Origin of the sequence: Pseudomonas allokribbensis (genome assembly GCF_014863605.1) — a bacterium.
Classification (GTDB): Bacteria; Pseudomonadota; Gammaproteobacteria; order Pseudomonadales; family Pseudomonadaceae; genus Aquipseudomonas; species Aquipseudomonas allokribbensis.
This window is the reverse complement of record NZ_CP062252.1, coordinates 3,835,565-3,851,980: the sequence shown is the minus strand read 5'-3', so window position 1 is coordinate 3,851,980 and position 16,416 is coordinate 3,835,565. Positions and strand designations below refer to the sequence as shown.

At 61.8% G+C, this 16,416-nt stretch carries 18 protein-coding genes; 4 read left to right on the top strand and 14 right to left on the bottom strand.

Annotated features, from left to right (window positions below):
• Complete coding sequence (locus tag IF199_RS17435; protein ID WP_192558231.1) at positions 1-243, top strand: hypothetical protein; 243 nt, start codon at positions 1-3, stop codon at positions 241-243.
• Positions 244-1,052: 809 nt separating this feature from the next.
• Here the strand turns inward: IF199_RS17435 and IF199_RS17430 are convergent.
• The 3 genes from IF199_RS17430 to IF199_RS17420 form a co-directional block, all read right to left on the bottom strand.
• The gene (locus tag IF199_RS17430; protein WP_085711347.1) at positions 1,053-2,231 is read right to left on the bottom strand and encodes a cystathionine gamma-synthase; all 1,179 of its coding nucleotides are present in this window, start codon (positions 2,229-2,231) and stop codon (positions 1,053-1,055) included.
• On the bottom strand, positions 2,228-3,604 hold the full coding sequence (locus tag IF199_RS17425; protein ID WP_096820076.1) for a pyridoxal-phosphate dependent enzyme: 1,377 nt from the start codon (positions 3,602-3,604) through the stop codon (positions 2,228-2,230). Before IF199_RS17425 ends, IF199_RS17430 begins: the two co-directional genes overlap by 4 nt.
• 259 nt (positions 3,605-3,863) lie before the next feature.
• Positions 3,864-4,799 carry a Ppx/GppA family phosphatase gene (locus IF199_RS17420; RefSeq protein WP_096820075.1) on the bottom strand — a complete coding sequence of 312 codons (936 nt, stop codon included), beginning with the start codon at positions 4,797-4,799 and terminating at the stop codon, positions 3,864-3,866.
• A 297-nt stretch (positions 4,800-5,096) separates the two neighbouring features.
• Between IF199_RS17420 and IF199_RS17415 the strand changes: the two genes are divergently transcribed.
• Both IF199_RS17415 and map read left to right on the top strand, forming a co-directional pair.
• Positions 5,097-5,357, top strand: coding sequence for a ParD-like family protein (locus IF199_RS17415; RefSeq protein WP_085711344.1), 261 nt, complete (start codon positions 5,097-5,099; stop codon positions 5,355-5,357).
• A complete protein-coding gene (gene map, locus IF199_RS17410; RefSeq protein WP_192558230.1) occupies positions 5,354-6,145 on the top strand; it encodes a type I methionyl aminopeptidase in 792 nt (263 codons plus the stop codon). Before IF199_RS17415 ends, map begins: the two co-directional genes overlap by 4 nt.
• A 63-nt stretch (positions 6,146-6,208) precedes the next feature.
• Here the strand turns inward: map and IF199_RS17405 are convergent, their stop codons facing one another.
• From IF199_RS17405 to ribBA, 5 genes are all read right to left on the bottom strand, one after another.
• Entirely contained in the window at positions 6,209-7,363 is a 1,155-nt protein-coding gene (locus IF199_RS17405) for an ABC transporter ATP-binding protein (protein WP_192558229.1), read from the bottom strand.
• 17 nt (positions 7,364-7,380) lie between these two features.
• Complete coding sequence (locus tag IF199_RS17400; protein WP_192558228.1) at positions 7,381-8,190, bottom strand: ABC transporter permease; 810 nt, start codon at positions 8,188-8,190, stop codon at positions 7,381-7,383.
• Positions 8,191-8,196: 6 nt separating this feature from the next.
• The gene (locus IF199_RS17395) at positions 8,197-9,144 is read right to left on the bottom strand and encodes an ABC transporter permease (RefSeq protein ID WP_192560969.1); all 948 of its coding nucleotides are present in this window, start codon (positions 9,142-9,144) and stop codon (positions 8,197-8,199) included.
• Positions 9,141-10,166: an ABC transporter substrate-binding protein gene (locus IF199_RS17390; RefSeq protein WP_192558227.1), complete on the bottom strand. Its 1,026-nt coding sequence runs from the start codon at positions 10,164-10,166 to the stop codon at positions 9,141-9,143. The genes IF199_RS17395 and IF199_RS17390 overlap by 4 nt, the downstream gene beginning before the upstream one ends.
• Before the next feature lie 166 nt (positions 10,167-10,332).
• Positions 10,333-11,442, bottom strand: coding sequence for a bifunctional 3,4-dihydroxy-2-butanone-4-phosphate synthase/GTP cyclohydrolase II (gene ribBA, locus IF199_RS17385; protein ID WP_192558226.1), 1,110 nt, complete (start codon positions 11,440-11,442; stop codon positions 10,333-10,335).
• Between the two features lie 65 nt (positions 11,443-11,507).
• Between ribBA and IF199_RS17380 the strand changes: the two genes are divergently transcribed.
• A complete protein-coding gene (locus IF199_RS17380) occupies positions 11,508-11,801 on the top strand; it encodes a DUF1330 domain-containing protein (protein ID WP_192558225.1) in 294 nt (97 codons plus the stop codon).
• A gap of 9 nt (positions 11,802-11,810) precedes the next feature.
• On the opposite strand, the gene IF199_RS17375 is transcribed toward IF199_RS17380, so the two are convergent.
• Genes IF199_RS17375 through IF199_RS17350 form a run of 6 tightly spaced genes read right to left on the bottom strand, consistent with a single transcriptional unit; the run spans position 11,811 to position 16,409 of the window.
• The gene (locus IF199_RS17375) at positions 11,811-12,374 is read right to left on the bottom strand and encodes an NUDIX hydrolase (RefSeq protein ID WP_096820067.1); all 564 of its coding nucleotides are present in this window, start codon (positions 12,372-12,374) and stop codon (positions 11,811-11,813) included.
• Position 12,375: 1 nt separating this feature from the next.
• Complete coding sequence (locus tag IF199_RS17370; protein WP_096820066.1) at positions 12,376-13,140, bottom strand: GntR family transcriptional regulator; 765 nt, start codon at positions 13,138-13,140, stop codon at positions 12,376-12,378.
• Positions 13,141-13,198: 58 nt separating this feature from the next.
• Positions 13,199-13,588: a carboxymuconolactone decarboxylase family protein gene (locus IF199_RS17365; RefSeq protein WP_096820065.1), complete on the bottom strand. Its 390-nt coding sequence runs from the start codon at positions 13,586-13,588 to the stop codon at positions 13,199-13,201.
• An 11-nt stretch (positions 13,589-13,599) separates the two neighbouring features.
• Positions 13,600-14,085: a flavin reductase family protein gene (locus tag IF199_RS17360; protein ID WP_085711335.1), complete on the bottom strand. Its 486-nt coding sequence runs from the start codon at positions 14,083-14,085 to the stop codon at positions 13,600-13,602.
• 12 nt (positions 14,086-14,097) lie between these two features.
• The gene (locus IF199_RS17355; protein ID WP_192558224.1) at positions 14,098-15,579 is read right to left on the bottom strand and encodes an aldehyde dehydrogenase; all 1,482 of its coding nucleotides are present in this window, start codon (positions 15,577-15,579) and stop codon (positions 14,098-14,100) included.
• Positions 15,576-16,409, bottom strand: coding sequence for an alpha/beta fold hydrolase (locus IF199_RS17350; RefSeq protein ID WP_102620955.1), 834 nt, complete (start codon positions 16,407-16,409; stop codon positions 15,576-15,578). The genes IF199_RS17355 and IF199_RS17350 overlap by 4 nt, the downstream gene beginning before the upstream one ends.
• Positions 16,410-16,416: the final 7 nt, after the last annotated feature.

Genomic DNA, 16,416 nt, shown 5'->3' with positions numbered 1-16,416 from the left:
ATGATCCGAACCATCCGAAGCCACCGCTCCGGCACCAACGTGATCGGAACCATCCGAAGCCACCGCTCCGGCGCCAACGTGATCGGAACCATCAGAAGCTACGGCTCCGGCGCCAACGTGATCGGAACCATCAGAAGCTACGGCTCCGGCGCCAACGTGATCGGAACCATCAGAAGCTACAGCTCCGGCGCCAACATGATCAGAACCATCAGAGGCGACTGCTCCTGCACCGACATGATCTGAACCATCAGAAGCTACAGCTCCGGCGCCAACGTGATCGGAACCATCAGAGGCGACTGCTCCTGCACCGACATGATCTGAACCATCAGAAGCCACAGCCCCGGCGCCGACATGATCTGAACCATCCGAAGCAACCGCCCCGGCCTTGACATGATCCGCCCCGTCAGACGCCAGCGCCTGAGCCTGCGCAGCCCAGACACTGGGCATCACCACAACCGATGCAGCGACCGCCAGGACGACGCCTGACCAAAGCTTGTGTTTCATGATTTTCTCCACGACCCATCAGCCACAAAGCATCCGAGCATTGCCCGTCATTGGATCCTCGACGGAAGGCTCGTTGGCCCGGGGTTAACCAGATTGGCGATTGGCACGGGCGCACCCCAAGGCGCACAGGTGTCGACGGTTTACATGAAATCCGGACAGCGAACTGAAAAGTATAGTTCGCCCTCGGCGGGTGGCAGGCTTAAGGGGCTTGCAGGCGATAGTCGGTTACCTTCCTTGCAGGCAAGCGCTAGAAGAAAATCAATCTAAAAACCGCGCGGCGGATTGTGGCGTGTTTGCTAGGCTCAAGAATGTAGGCGAAGACGCAGACTGATGCGCAAGCGGATAGCGAGGAAGCGTTGGGCGCGTTCCGAAGGGTACACGGTTAGAAAGAACCCCGCGCTGGGTTCCAGCCCTTATGCCGTGTGAAGCAGCAGAGCACATTGCCTGTACTGTGAGAGTCCTGATAAACCTCGTAAGCCAGAGACCAGCACTGGCCGCCTACTCAAACACCAAAGCCCGCATCGTGCGGGCTTTGACGTTTTTGCGGGTTAGATACTGGCCAGCGCCTGCGCCAGATCCGCCCGCAGGTCTTCGATGTCCTCGACGCCCACCGACAGACGCACCAGGCTGTCACCGATGCCGAGCTTGGCACGGGTTTCGGCCGGGATGGTCGCGTGGGTCATGATCGCCGGGTGCTCGATCAGGCTTTCCACACCGCCAAGGCTTTCGGCCAAAGCGAAGATCTGCACGTTCTCCAGGAAGCGGCGAGCGCCTGCCAGATCACTGTTCAGATCCAGGGAAATCATCCCGCCGAAACCACGCATCTGACGCTTGGCCAGTTCGTGCTGCGGATGGGATTCCAGGCCCGGGTAGTAGACGCGTTTGACCTGCGGCTGTTGCTCCAGCCAGCGCGCCAGCTCCAGTGCGTTGCTGCAATGACGCTCCATGCGCAGCGCCAGCGTCTTCACGCCGCGCAGGGTGAGGAAGGCGTCGAACGGACCGGAGATGGCACCGACGGCGTTTTGCAGGAAACCCAAGCGCTCGGCCAGCGCCGGATTGTCACCGACAACCGCGATGCCGCCGATCACGTCGGAGTGACCGTTCAGGTATTTGGTGGTCGAGTGCAGCACGATGTCGAAACCCAGTTCCAGCGGACGCTGGATCCATGGGCTGGCGAAGGTGTTGTCGGCCACGCAGATGATCCCGCGCGCCTTGCAGATACGGGCGATGGCGGCGAGGTCGGACAGGCTCAGCAGCGGGTTGGTCGGGGTCTCGACCATGACCATGCGCGTGTCGTCCTGCAACGAGGCTTCGAACGCCGACAGATCGGCCAGGTCGACGTAGCTGAAACGATGCCCGGCACTGCGCTGGCGCACCTTGTCGAACAGGCGGAACGTGCCACCGTACAGGTCATTGCCGGACACGATGTGCGAGCCGGCGTCGATCAGTTCGAGCACGGTGGAAATCGTCGCCAGCCCGGAAGCGAAGGCGAAGGCCTGGGTGCCGCCTTCCAGATCCGCCACGCAACGCTCCAGCGCAAAACGCGTCGGGTTGTGCGAGCGGCCGTAGTCGAAACCCTTATGTACGCCAGGGCTGTCTTGCAGGTACGTCGAGTTGGCGTAGATCGGCGGCATCAGCGCGCCGGTGGTCGGGTCCGGCGTTTGCCCTGCGTGGATCACGCGGGTGGCGAAGCCCTGAGGGCGGGCGTTCTTGTCGTGCTGACTCATGCGAGGGATCTCCGTAACTGATTGAGCATGTCGACGCGGGTGATCAGGCCGTGGAAGCCGGAAGCGTCGGCAATGATCGCCACCAGGCCGCTGCTGAGCACGGCTTCCAGTTCAGCCAGCGTGGCGCCGGGGGCGAGGGTTTGCAACTTGTCTGTCATCGCATGGGCGACGGGTTTGCTGAAGAGCGAGGCGTCTTCGTGTACGCGAACCAGAATGTCCGATTCGTCGATCACGCCGACCAATTGTTTGCCATCCACCAGCACCGGCAACTGCGAGACATCGGCCAGGCGCATGCGCTGGAACGCGGTCATCAGCGTGTCGTCCGGGCCGACGCTGACGACTTTGCCGTCTTCGAAACGTCGGGCAATCAGGTCGCGCAGATCGCCGTAGCGTTTGCGCTGCAACAGGCCCTGATCGGTCATCCATTGGTCGTTGTAGACCTTCGACAGGTAGCGAGTACCGGTGTCGCAGACGAAGCTGACCACACGTTTCGGCACGGTCTGCTCACGGCAGTAACGCAGCGCGGCGGCGAGCAGGGTGCCGGTGGACGAACCACCGAGGATGCCTTCGGCTTTCAGCAACTGGCGGGCGTGATCGAAGCTTTCTTCGTCGCTGATCGAGTAGGCGCTACGCACGCTCGACAGGTCGGTGATCGACGGAATGAAGTCTTCGCCGATGCCTTCCACCGCCCACGATCCGGCAGTGCCCAAGTGCTTGCTGCGGCTGTATTCAGCCATCACCGAACCGACCGGGTCGGCCAGGACCATTTCAAGATCCGGCTGCACGCGTTTGAAGAAACGGGTCAGGCCGGTCAGCGTGCCGGCCGAGCCGACGCCGACCACGATGGCGTCCAGGTCATGCTCGGTCTGCGCCCAGATTTCCGGTGCAGTGCTGCATTCGTGGGCCAGCGGGTTGGCCGGGTTGTTGAACTGGTCGGCGAAAAAGGCGCCGGGAATGTCTTTCGCCAGACGGGCGGCGACGTCCTGGTAGTACTCGGGGTGACCCTTGCCGACATCGGAGCGGGTGATGTGCACTTCGGCGCCCATGGCCTTGAGGTGCAGGACTTTCTCCGTGGACATCTTGTCCGGCACGACCAGCACGACGCGGTAGCCCTTGGCGCGGCCAACCAGTGCCAGGCCCAGGCCGGTGTTGCCGGCGGTGGCTTCAACGATCGTGCCGCCGGGTTGCAGGCGACCGTCGCGTTCGGCGGCGTCAATCATCGCCAGGCCGATACGATCCTTGATCGATCCGCCGGGGTTCTGGGATTCGAGTTTGAGAAACAGGGTGCACAGGCCGGTATCGAAGCGGGTGACTTGTACCAGCGGAGTATTGCCGATCAGCCCAAGTACGGCAGGGCGTGATTCCTTTGACATTTCTTCACCTCTTTGTGGTGTTGATCGCGTTCCATTCGCGGGGGAAAAGCTCGCGTGCAACATAGGCGCAGACATCAACTGTCGCAACCTTTAGTCAGCGTGCAATTCAGCCATTTCGATCTAACGATAGAACGAAATCAGAGAGGGGAAGGGAGCGATTTACAGAGGTTTACACAGAGGCGTCATTGAGTATTCAAAGGGCGTCTTCGGCGTCACGGATGGCTTGATTCGGCAGTGAAAATCCTGCAGCGAAAATCGCTCAGTGATTGCTCATCAGGCCGTGCAGAACCCCCAGTCGCAATCCCGGCTCGGACGGCACCATTTGCGCGATCCCGAACACCTTGAATGCCGCCAGCATGACCACCAGGCCGCCGGGCAGAATGCTCTGGCGATGGGGTTGCAGGCCGGCCAGTTTCAGCTGTTGAACATTGCTGACTTCCAGCAGGCGCAACGACAGCCGCAGCAGGCCGCCGTAGGTGATGCCGCTTTGGCCGTAATCGTTCAGGCGATTGGCCTTGAGCACCTTGGCGAGCATCCGCGCGGTGCCCGAAGAGCCGATCGTCTGCTGCCAGCCCTGGGCGCGATAGCGACGGGCGACTTTTTCGAATTGCAGGATGGCGACCCGTTCGGCTTCTTGCAGGGCGCCGGCAGAAATCTCGCCATTGCGAAAGTAGCGCGCGCTCAAGGTGCCGCTGCCGATGGCAATGCTTTCGGTCAGCAGCGGCTGAGAGCCCTGGCCGAGAATCAGTTCGGTGGAGCCACCGCCAATATCGACCACCAGGCGCATGTCATCGGCGACCGGCAGGGTGTGGGCCACACCGGCGTAGACCAGGCGCGCTTCTTCATGCCCGGAAATCACATCGATGCGAAACCCCAGGTGCCGTTCCGCGCTGGCCAGGAACAACTGCGCGTTGTCTGCCTCGCGCACGGCGCTGGTGGCCACTGCTCGCACACGACCGGGCTCGAAACCGCGAAGCTTCTTGCCGAACCGCGCCAAGGCCTGCCAACCGCGATCCAGCGCCATTTCGTCCAATGCTCGGCCGTCGAAACCTTCGGCCAGCCGCACTGGCTCGCGCAAGGTTTTGACCTCCTGAATCATGAAGCCCTTTCTGCTGCGTACCGACTGGCCAATCATCATGCGAAACGCATTCGAGCCCAGATCGATGGCAGCAAACAGCGAGGTGTCTTCTTTCATGGGAGTCCTTGCAAATCTTCCGTCGGGAGGCTCGGGACGGTTTGCGAGGATTCTGCCGTGGGTTCGATGACAACCTGATGACGCGGGCGGGGCGGTTCAATGAATTCATCGCTGTCATGACACTGTCATTATCGGCCGCCTATTCTTGCCCCCAATACATCGCGTGCTTTTCATGATTTTGGCTGCCAACTTCGGCAGCTTTTTTTTGCCTGCGATTTAGTGGACGAGCAAAGTTTGCAATCCGTGGCGGCGTACGATTAATATACGAACCATATACATTTCGTATCGGAAATTGCCATGGGCATTGTGAAGATTTCAGAGGACATGCACGAGAATCTGCGCATCTCCAGCAACGCACTCAGCCGCTCGATCAACGCGCAGGCCGAGCACTGGATGCGCATCGGCATGCTCGCCGAGCTCTATCCCGACCTTGATCACCACGCCATCTGCCGGTTGCTGATTCGCGCCGAGCAGGCGGGTGGTCTGGATCTGCAACAAATCTGTGCCCTGGCCGATGCCGCGCAGAACATCCCGGTTCAAGAGGCAGCCAAGGCATGAGAAACCCGATCAAGATCAACACCCAAGCTGAAATCGCCCAGTCCCGCGTGGCCGGCCAACTGGCCGCCGAGGTACTGGCGATGCTGGTGCCGCACGTCAAGGCTGGCGTCACCACCGATCAGCTCGACCGGCTGTGCAACGACTACATCGTCAACGTGCAGAAAGCGATTCCGGCCAACGTCGGTTATCACGGCTTCCCGAAAACCGTCTGCGCGTCGGTCAACGAAGTGGTCTGCCATGGCATTCCATCGAGCCGGGTGCTGAAGGATGGCGACATCGTCAACCTCGACATCGCCGTCATCAAGGATGGCTGGTTCGGCGACACCAGCCGCATGTACGTGGTCGGCGAACCGACGCCCGAGGCGCGGCACCTGATCAAGACCACTTACGACGCCATGTGCGCCGGCATCCGTATGGTGCGGCCGGGCGCGACGCTGGGCGACATCGGCCATGCGATTCAAAGCCTGGCGGAAAAGGAAGGATTCAGCGTGGTGCGCGAGTATTGCGGGCACGGGATCGGCAAGGTCTACCACGATGAGCCGCAAGTGCTGCATTACGGTTATCCGGAGCAGGGCCTGAAGCTGAAAGCGGGCATGATCTTCACGATCGAGCCGATGCTCAATGCTGGCAAGCGTCATGTGAAGAGCCTGGCAGATGGCTGGACGGTGGTGACCAAGGATCAGTCATTGTCGGCGCAGTGGGAGCACATGGTGGCGGTGACGGAGGATGGGTTTGAAGTGTTGACGGCCTGGCCGGACCAGATCGAAGGCTACACGGCCATCGTTTAAAAAAATGGCCACCACAACCCGACGTTGTGGTGGCCAGAGAGTGACACGCAAATATCTGTTGAATCAGTGTGCGCCTGCGGCTTTGTTCAGATCGCTCTTGGCCCACTCGGTGTAGACGCATGCATCTGCTGTCGCCCAACGCACCTGCACCGGATCCCCGGCCTTCAACGGCATCCCAGCCGCCGACAATGCTTTCACGGTCATGGACGTGCCACCCGGCGTGACCACACTGCACGTCTGGCTCTCACCCAGAAACAGCACTTCAACCACCTTCGCCGACACCTCATTCCAGCCAGCTACCAACGGCTCACTCGCCGCTTGCTGCACACTCAACGCCAAAGCCTTTTCCGGGCGCACCATCAGCAGCACATCCTGCCCGGTCTGCAATCCAGCGGTGAGGCGAATCGACAGTGACTGACCTTCAAAACTCGCCGCCCCGTTGCCCTGAGCCTTGAGCTTGAGGAAGTTCGAGTTGCCAAGGAACGACGCCACAAACGCATTCGGCGGATTCTGGTACAGGTCATAACCGCTGCCGAGCCCGACAATCTTGCCGTGACTGAAAATCGCGATGCGCTGTGACAGGCGCATGGCTTCTTCCTGATCGTGGGTCACGTAGACGATGGTGATGCCGAGACGACGGTGCAACTGGCGCAATTCATCCTGCAAGTCTTCACGCAGTTTCTTGTCCAGCGCACCAAGAGGTTCGTCCATCAACAGAATGCGTGGCTCATAGACCAGAGCGCGAGCGATGGCGACCCGTTGCTGCTGGCCGCCGGACAGTTGCGAAGGGCGGCGATGGGCGAATTGCTCGAGCTGCACCAGTTTCAGCATCGCATCGACACGTTTGTCGCGTTCGGCAGCCGCGAGTTTGCGGATCGCCAGCGGGAACGCGATGTTGTCGCGCACTGACAGATGCGGGAACAGCGAATAACGCTGGAACACCATGCCGATGTCGCGCTTGTGCGGCGGCACGTTGACCAGCGACTGGCCGTTGACCAGGATCTCGCCGCTGCTCGGGGTTTCGAAGCCGGCGAGCATCGACAGCGTGGTGCTTTTGCCCGAGCCGCTGGAGCCGAGGAAGGTCAGGAATTCGCCGTCCTTGATGTCCAGCGAGATGTTGTCCACGGCCGCGAATTCGCCGTAGTGCTTGTTCAGGTTGCGCAGGCTGACCAGGGGTTTGTCGTTCTGCTGGGATGCGTCTTTGATCACGGCACTCATGTCGTACTCCTGGGCGCTCAGGCGCTGATTTCGTTGCGCCGGCGCAGGGCGGCGGCGATCACCATGACCAACACCGACAGGCCGATCAGCAACGTCGAGGCGACGGCGATTACGGGCGTCAGGTCCTGGCGCAGGGTGGTCCACATTTTCACGGGAAGGGTTTGCAGGGTCGGGCTGGCCATCATCACGCTGAGCACCACTTCGTCCCACGAAACCAGAAAGGCGAAGAGGGCGCCGGCCACCATCCCCGGACGAATCGCCGGAAAGGTCACCTTGAGCACCGCTTGCAAGCGTGACGCACCGCAGATCACTGCCGCGTCCTCAATCGACTGATCGAACAGCTTCAGCGAGTTGATGATCGAGATGATGGTGAACGGCAGCGCGACGATCACATGGCTGACGACGAAGGCGAACATCGTCCCGGTATAACCGAGCTTGAGGAACAGCGCGTACACCGCCACGGCGATGATCACCAGCGGCACAATCATCGGCAGGGTGAACAGGCCGTAGAGCATTTCCCGACCGGGAAAGCGCCCGCGAACCAGCGCAAAGGCAGTCGGCAAACCGAGGGCGACGGCGCAGATCATGGTCAGTACCGCAACCTTGAGGCTGGCCAGTGCTGCGCTCATCCAGTCCGCATTCGAGAAAAACTGGCCATACCATTTCAGCGTCCAGCCCGGCGGCGGGAACACCAGCCATTGGGACGAGCCGAACGACAGCAGGACAATGAAGACGATCGGCAGCAGCAGAAACAGCGCGATCAGCCCGGTGGTGGCGTACAGGCCGAAGCGCATCCGGCGGCTCATGGCATTGGGAGTCAGGAGCATGTCGGCTTACCTCGCGTTACTGGCGCCAACCGGGGATTCCGGCTGGAGCTTCAGGTAGAAGTAGAACAGCACCAGGGTGATGACGATCAGCAACGCGGCGCCGGCGCTGGCCAGACCCCAGTTGAGGAACGACTGCACCTGCTGAATGATGAACTCCGGCAGCATCATGTTCTGCGCCCCGCCCAGCAGCGCCGGGGTGACGTAGTAACCGAGCGACATCACGAACACCATCAACCCGCCGGACGCCAGCCCCGGCCGGCACAGCGGCAGGAACACCCGGAAGAAGTTGGTCCACGGGCTGGCGCCACAGATCGAACCGGCCTGCAGAATCATCGGGTCGATCGCCTGCATGGTCGCCTGCAATGGCAGCACGATGAACGGGATCATGATGTAGCTCATGCCGATCACCACGCCGGTCAGGTTGTGCACCATTTCCAGTGGCTGATCGATGATGCCCACGGCCATCAACGCTTTATTGATGACGCCCGAAGCCTGCAACAGCACCAGCCACGAATAGGTGCGGGCGAGGAGGCTGGTCCACATCGACAGCAGCACGATGTTGAGAATCCAGCGGCCCCAGCCCCGTGGCACCAGGGTGATTGCCCAGGCCAGCGGAAAACCCAGCAGCAGGCTGAACACGGTCACCAGTCCGGCCACCGAAAAGGTGTTGAACAGCACCCTGGCATAAGCCGAGTTGGCGAACAGTTGTTCATAGTTGCCAAGGCCCGGCACCGGTTCCAGCACGCCGCGCAGCAACAAGCCAATCAACGGCGCAAGAAAGAACAGGCCGAGGAACAGCAGCGCCGGCGCGAGGTTGCCGGCGCCGCGCCAGCGTTGCTTGAGGGACGGGGCTGGCGCCATGGCACTGGCCTTTTTTCCGGCGGCCGACCCGGCAGCGCTGGCGGCGCTCCCGGCGGCAGTGGAGGGACGGGACGCGGTGGCCGCCATTTTCATTTGACCAGCCATTCGTTCCACCGTGTCGCGATGGCCTGGCCGTTCTTGGCCCAGTACGCGAAATCAAGAGTGATCTGATCCTTAGCGTAGGCAGTCGGCAGGTTCGGGGCCAGCGTCGAGTCCAGACGCGCCACGCTGTCGACGTTGACCGGGGCGTAGGCGGTCAGGTTGGAGAAGTCGGCCTGGCCCTTGGCACTGCTGGCGCTGGCCAGGAACTTCATCGCCGCGTCCTTGTTTTTCGAGCCCTTTGGCACCACCAGAATGTCGGCCATGACCAGGTTTTGCTTCCAGCTCACGCCGACCGGTGCGCCGTCTTCTTGCAGGGCGTGAATCCGGCCGTTCCAGAACTGCCCCATGCTCGCTTCACCGGAGGCCAGCAGTTGCTGCGACTGCGCGCCGCCGCCCCACCAGACGATGTCTTTCTTGATGGTGTCGAGTTTCTTGAACGCGCGATCGAGGTCCAGCGGGTAGAGCTTGTCTGCTGGAACGCCGTCGGCGAGCAACGCCAGTTCAAGCACGCCGGGACTCGGCCATTTGTACAGGGCGCGTTTGCCGGGGAAGGTCTTGGTGTCGAACAGCGCGCTCCAGTCCTGCGGTTTGCTGGCGCCGAGTTTGCCCTCGTTGTAGCCGAGGACGAAGGAGAAGAAGAACGAACCGACGCCGTAGTCGCTGACGAAACGCGGGTCGATCTTGTCGCGCTGGATCTGTTTGAAATCGAGGGGTTCGAGCAGTCCTTCGGACGCGGCACGCAAGGCAAAGTCGGCTTCGACATCAACGACGTCCCATTGCACGTTGCCGCTTTCGACCATGGCTTTGAGTTTGCCGTAGTCGGTCGGGCCGTCCTGCACAACGGTGATGCCGCTGGCCTTGCTGAATGGATCGGCCCAGGCCTGTTTCTGCGCATCCTGGGTGCTACCGCCCCAGCTGACAAAGTTCACACTCTCGGCGGCCATCGCGGCCTGACCGGTCACGCTCAGCAGTCCCGCAAGAAAGATCGCGGTTGCAGCTTTGTTCAACACCATTTTTACGCCCTCATTGTTGTGTTTTTGAGCGGGCTTGCGTTGTTGCCCGCCTGTCGGGAGCAGTAGCTGGACGGTTTTTAAGGTCGTCCGGTCTATGGAATATCATATTATGGTATTCCAAACATTGTGCAAGCACTTTGCCTTACCGGCTATCTGGCAAACGGGGTTATTCGGTGAACGGAATACTCTCGACCACCTCAAGATCGTAGCCGGTCAAACCGGCGTATTTGAGCGGCGGGCCCAGGTGACGCAGCTTGCCGACGCCCAGGTTCTGCAGAATCTGCGCCCCGGTTCCTACCTCGGAATAGATCCGCGATTGCGAACGACTGAACTGCCGTGGCGGTTGAGTCAGCTGAGGCACCCGCTCCAGCAACGCCTGCGACGACTCATGATTGGCCAGCACCACGACCACGCCATGCCCTTCGGCCGCGACCCGCTGCAGCGCTGCCCATAGCGTCCAGTTCGTCGGCCCGCTGTACTCGGCGCCGACCAGATCCCGTAGCGGATCGATCACATGCACGCGCACCAGCGTCGGTTCTTCGCGACGCAATTCGCCCATGACCATCGCCATGTGCACACCACCCTCGATGCGATCTTCGAAAGTGATCAAACGGAAGGTGCCATGCACCGTCGGCAACTCCCGCTCGCCGATGCGCTCGATGGTGTGTTCGGTGCTCAGGCGATAGTGGATCAGATCGGCGATGGTGCCGATCTTGATCCCGTGCTTGCGCGCAAAGACTTCCAGATCCGGGCGGCGGGCCATGGTGCCGTCGTCGTTCATCACTTCGACGATCACCGAAGCAGGTGTGAAACCCGCCAGCCGCGCCAGATCACAACCGGCCTCGGTGTGACCGGCACGGGTCAGCACGCCACCTTCCTTGGCGCGCAACGGAAAGATATGGCCGGGCTGCACCAGGTCTTCTGCGCGAGCATTGGGCGCCACCGCAGCAGCAACCGTGCAGGCGCGGTCAGCAGCGGAAATGCCGGTGGTCACGCCGACCGCCGCTTCGATGGAAACCGTGAACGCGGTACTGAACACGCTGCCATTGCTCGGCACCATTTGCTCCAGCCCCAGGCGCTGGCAATGATCGTCAGTCAACGTCAGGCAGATCAGCCCCCGAGCCTCACGGGCCATGAAACTGATCGCCGCGGGCGTGCAACGGTCGGCGGCCAGCAGCAGGTCGCCTTCGTTTTCCCGGTCTTCGTCATCGACCAGCAACACCATTTTGCCGAGGCGATAATCTTCGATGATTTCTTCGATGCTGTTGAAGGCCATGCTGGACTCTCGATGTGGATGAAATTCGTGGTATACCATAATACAAATTCAACTGAGAGGTCACTATGAAGGCGTACTGGATTGCACACGTGGACATCACCGATCCCGATCACTACAGCCAATACACCGAGCGCGCGCCAAAAGCGTTCGCCGAGTTCGGCGCGAAGTTTTTAGCCAGAGGCGGGCGCAGCGAAGCGATGGAAGGGCGGACGACGCCTCAGCGCAGCGTGGTGATCGAGTTCGACAGCTACGAGCAGGCGGTGGCGTGCTATCGCTCGGCGGCGTATCAGGAAGCGAAAGGTTATCGCGAGGAATGGGCGAAGGCGGAAATCATCATCGTAGAAGGAATGGCGCCGTAAGCAGCACGATCAACGCATGAAATGAATCTTGCCGCTGTCGTCATTGCCCATGTACATGCCATAGACCCCGGCCTGGCGTTCCTCGATGTAGCGTTCGAGGATCTGCCGGATCGCCGGGTAGTAGATCTGGTCCCACGGAATGTCTTCGGGGGCGAAGAATTTGTAGTCGAGGGTTTCCGGGCCGTACTGGCCGGTGATCTCCAGCGCGAGGGCGCGGAAGATGATGTAGACCTCGCTGATTTTCGGCACGCTGAAGATCGAGTACGGCGAGACGATTTCCGCGCGTACGCCGCTTTCTTCCCAGACTTCGCGCAGGGCGGCCTGTTCGGTGGTTTCGCCGCTTTCCATGAAACCGGCGGGCAAAGTCCAGGTGCCGGCGCGCGGGGGGATCGCCCGTTGGCACAAGAGGTATTTGCCGTCCTGCTCGATGATGCAGCCGGCGATGATCTTCGGGTTCACATAGTGGATGTAGCCGCAGCCCCGGCACATCAGGCGCTCGTGCGTATCGCCCGGCGGCACTTGCTGACCGAGGTCAGCGCCACCGCATTTCGGGCAAAAGCTCGGGCTGAACATGTCAGTGACCTATGCGCGGTTCTTTCAGCGGGATGGGCAGGGTGATCGGCGGCGTGCCTTTGAGTACGGTGCCGGTTTCTTCCTGTTTGCGCTTGAGATAATCGAGGGCCACCGCAGCGGCCGCGCGAACGTGATCGACGCACGCCTGATGCGCCGCCAGCGGATCGCCGCTCTTGATCGCCTCGACCATTTTTTCCATTTCCTGGTTACTCGCGCCGCGACGGTTTTCCTGGGACACCGACGTCGCCCGCAGATAGCTGATGCGTGCCTGCAACTGGCGCAGCTGAGTGGCCGCGACATGGTTGCCGGAGCCTTCCAGCAGCACGTCGTAGAAACCCTGCACCGAGTCGATTACCTGTTGCAGTTCGCCGTCCTTGAGCGCCTTGCGGTTCTCGTCGAGGGCTTTTTCCAGGGCCTTGATGTCCTTGGCCTTGGCGCGCAGGGTGAACAGCTGGACGATCAGGCCTTCGAGCACGCAGCGCAGCTCATAGATGTCGACCGCATCGGCGAGGGTGATGATTGCCACACGCGGGCCCTTGGCGTCGGCGAACTCCACCAGGCCCTCGGATTCCAGGTGACGCAAGGCTTCACGCACCGACGTACGGCTGACACCCAGGCGATCGCACAGATCGCGCTCCACCAGGCGATCGCCCGGCAGCAGCTGGAAGTTCATGATGGCGCTTCGCAGTTTATCCAGCACGATTTCGCGCAGGGTGACGGGGTTGCGATTGACCTTGAAGCTGTCGTCGAGTGGCAGGCGTTTCATGGGGTCCGCTCTTTAGTGTGGCTGTCCATGCCAGACGGGCATTCAAACAGCCGAGGGGTTAACTGGAGGCCTCGGCGTCGGCTTCGGCGAAGGCTTCACGGGCGAGCCGGAAACTGTCCACGGCTGCCGGGACGCCGCAATAAATACCGACCTGAAGCAGAATTTCGCGTATTTGCTCACGACTCAGGCCGTTACGCAAGGCGCCGCGCACATGCAGCTTGAGTTCATGCGGGCGGTTCAACGCGGAGATCATCGCCAGGTTGATCATGCTGCGCTCCTTGAGCGACAGACCCTCGCGTCCCCAGACATGGCCCCAGCAGTATTCGGTGACCATTTCCTGCAGCGGGCGGGTGAAGTCGTCGGCGTTCTCGATCGAGCGCTGCACATAGGCTTCGCCGAGCACCTGGGTGCGGATCTTCAGGCCCTGCTCATATTTTTCGTGGCTCATGTGTCCTCCGCTCAACCCAGTGTCGGCAGGGCGCCGAGCTTGCCCTTGTGATAGATCATCGGCGTCACCGGTTGCGCCGGCAGGATCAGGTTCTTCACCGCGCCGACGATGATCGCGTGGTCGCCACCGTCGTATTCGCGCCACAACTCGCACTCGATGATCGCCGTGGCCTTGGCGAGGATCGGGTTACCGAGCTCGCTCAAATGCCAGTCGATGCCGTTGGCCTTGTCCTTGCCTTTGCCGGCGAAGGCGTAGGCCTCGGCGGTCTGGTCGGCGGACAGCAAATGGATCGCGAAACGCTTGCTGTCGCGCAGCACCGGGTAGGTGTCGGAGGCGTAGTTGGGACAGAACAGCACCAGCGCCGGGTCAATCGACAGCGCACTGAAGGCGCTGGCGGTGATGCCGACGATGCCGCCATCCGGGTCGAGGGTGGTGACCACCGTGACCCCGGACGGAAACGAGCTCATGACGTCTTTGTAAATGCCGGGTTCGATCATGTCGCAGGACTCCTAGCGCATCACAAACGGATCAGGCATCGGCGCCTGAGAGAGGTTGATCCACACCGTTTTCAGTTCGGTGTAGGCCAGCACCGAATCGATGCCGCTTTCGCGTCCATAGCCACTGTTCTTGAAACCGCCGATCGGTGCCATCGCCGACACCGCGCGGTAGGTGTTGACCCAGATGATCCCCGAGCGCACGTCCCGGGCCAGTCGATGGGCGCGGCCCAGGTCGCGGGTCCAGATACCGGCGGCGAGGCCGAACTGCGAGTCGTTGGCAATCGCCAGCGCTTCGGCTTCATCCTTGAAGCGGATGACCGAGGCCACCGGGCCGAACACTTCTTCCTGCATGATCTTCATCGAGTTGCGGTCGCACTCGAACAGCGTCGGTTCGTAGAACCAGCCGTCGCCCACACCGCTCGGCCGCTTGCCGCCCAGACGCAGGCGCGCACCTTCGGCAATGGCGTCGGCCACCAGACCTTCCACCACGGCCAGTTGCTGCGCGGTGGCCATCGGGCCCATTTCGCTGCTGTCGTCCTGCGGGTTGCCGATGCGGATGCGCTGGGCGCGTTCCACCAGTCGGCTGACGAACTCGTCGTAGATTTCGTCCTGTACCAGCAGTCGCGAACCGGATACGCAACTCTGCCCGGACGCCGCGTAAATCCCGGCAATCGCGCCGTTGATCGCGCTATCCAGATCCGCGTCGGCGAAGATGATGTTCGGTGACTTGCCGCCCAGTTCCAGCGACAGCTTGGCGAAGTTTTCGGCGCTGCTGCGCACCACATGCCGGGCCGTGGCTGCGCCGCCGGTGAAGGCGATCTTGCGGATCAGCGGATGGCGGGTGAGGGCAGCGCCGGTGCTCGGGCCGTAACCGGTGACAACGTTGACCACGCCCGGTGGAATCCCGGCTTCGAGGGCCAGGCGCGCCAGTTCCAGAATGGTCGCAGAGGCATGCTCGGACGGTTTGATCACGATGGTGTTGCCCGCCGCCAGCGCCGGCGCCAGTTTGATCGCGGTCAGATAGAGCGGGCTGTTCCACGGAATGATCGCGGCGACCACACCCATGGCTTCGTGCACGGTGTAGGCAAACAGGTCGGGCTTATCCAGCGGCAGGGTGCCGCCTTCAAGCTTGTCGGCAAGGCCCGCGGTGTAGTGGAAGAACTCCGGCAGATAACCGACCTGACCCCGGGTTTCGCGGATCAGTTTGCCGTTGTCGCGGCTTTCCAGCTGCGCCAGTTTTTCCTTGTTTTCAGCGATCAGGTCACCGAGACGACGCAACAGTTTGCCGCGCGCGGTGGCGGTCAGGCCACGCCACGCCGGGCTGTCGAAGGCGGTTTGCGCGGCTTGGACGGCGCGTTCTACGTCGGCCTCGTCCGCATCGGGCAGTTCGGCCCAGGGCTCGGCCAGCGCCGGGTTGAGGCTTTCGAAGGTCTTGCCGGAGAGGGCGTCGACCCATTCTCCGCCGATGCACATCTGGAAGCGTGCGAGTGTCATGCAACGATCCCCTTTATAGGGTTTTGTCGGGCGTGTGCGGTTTCGAGAAATTCCAGCAGCAGCTGATTGACCAGTCGCGGCGACTCTACCGGCATCATATGCCGTTGCTCGGGCAGCACGGCAACCTTCGCGCCGGGAATGCGCGCGGCCAGTTGCTCGGCCATTTCCGGGGTCGATCCGGGGTCCAGCTCGCCGGTGGCGATCAGCGTCGGCGCCTGGATGCTGGCCAGGTCGTCGGCGCGGTACATGTCCTGGGTGGCGAACAATTCGTAGGTGGTCAGGTAGCCCTGCGGATCATTGCCGGCCAGGGTCTGGCGGATCGCGGCGATCTGCGCCGGATTGGCCGCCTGGTATTCGCGGCTGAACCAGCGCGACAGCGCCGCTTCGGCATTCGCGTCCGGTCCATGTTCGGCGGCTTGCGCGGTGCGAGCGATGACCCCGGCGCGTTGCTCTTCGCTACGGTTGAACACACTGTTGAGCACCACCAGGCTTTTCAGGCGCTGCGGGTAATGCAGGGCGAAGGCCCGCGCCACCAGACCGCCCATGGAAAAACCGATCACCGACGCCAGCGGCAATTGCAGGTGGTCGAGCAACTCCAGCAACTGATCGGCATAACCGAGCAGGGCGGTGCCGCTGGCCGGTCGCGGGCTGGCGCCGTGTCCGAGCATGTCGTAGGCGATCACCCGATATTGCGTGGCCAGGCCAACGATCTGGCCGCCCCACATTTCTTTGTTCAGGCCCACGCCGTGGATCAACACCACGGGGTGGCCCTGGCCGGTCGCCAGATAACTGGTGCCGGCCGGGGTGAGTTCAGCGGTATGCCGAATCATGGAGCGC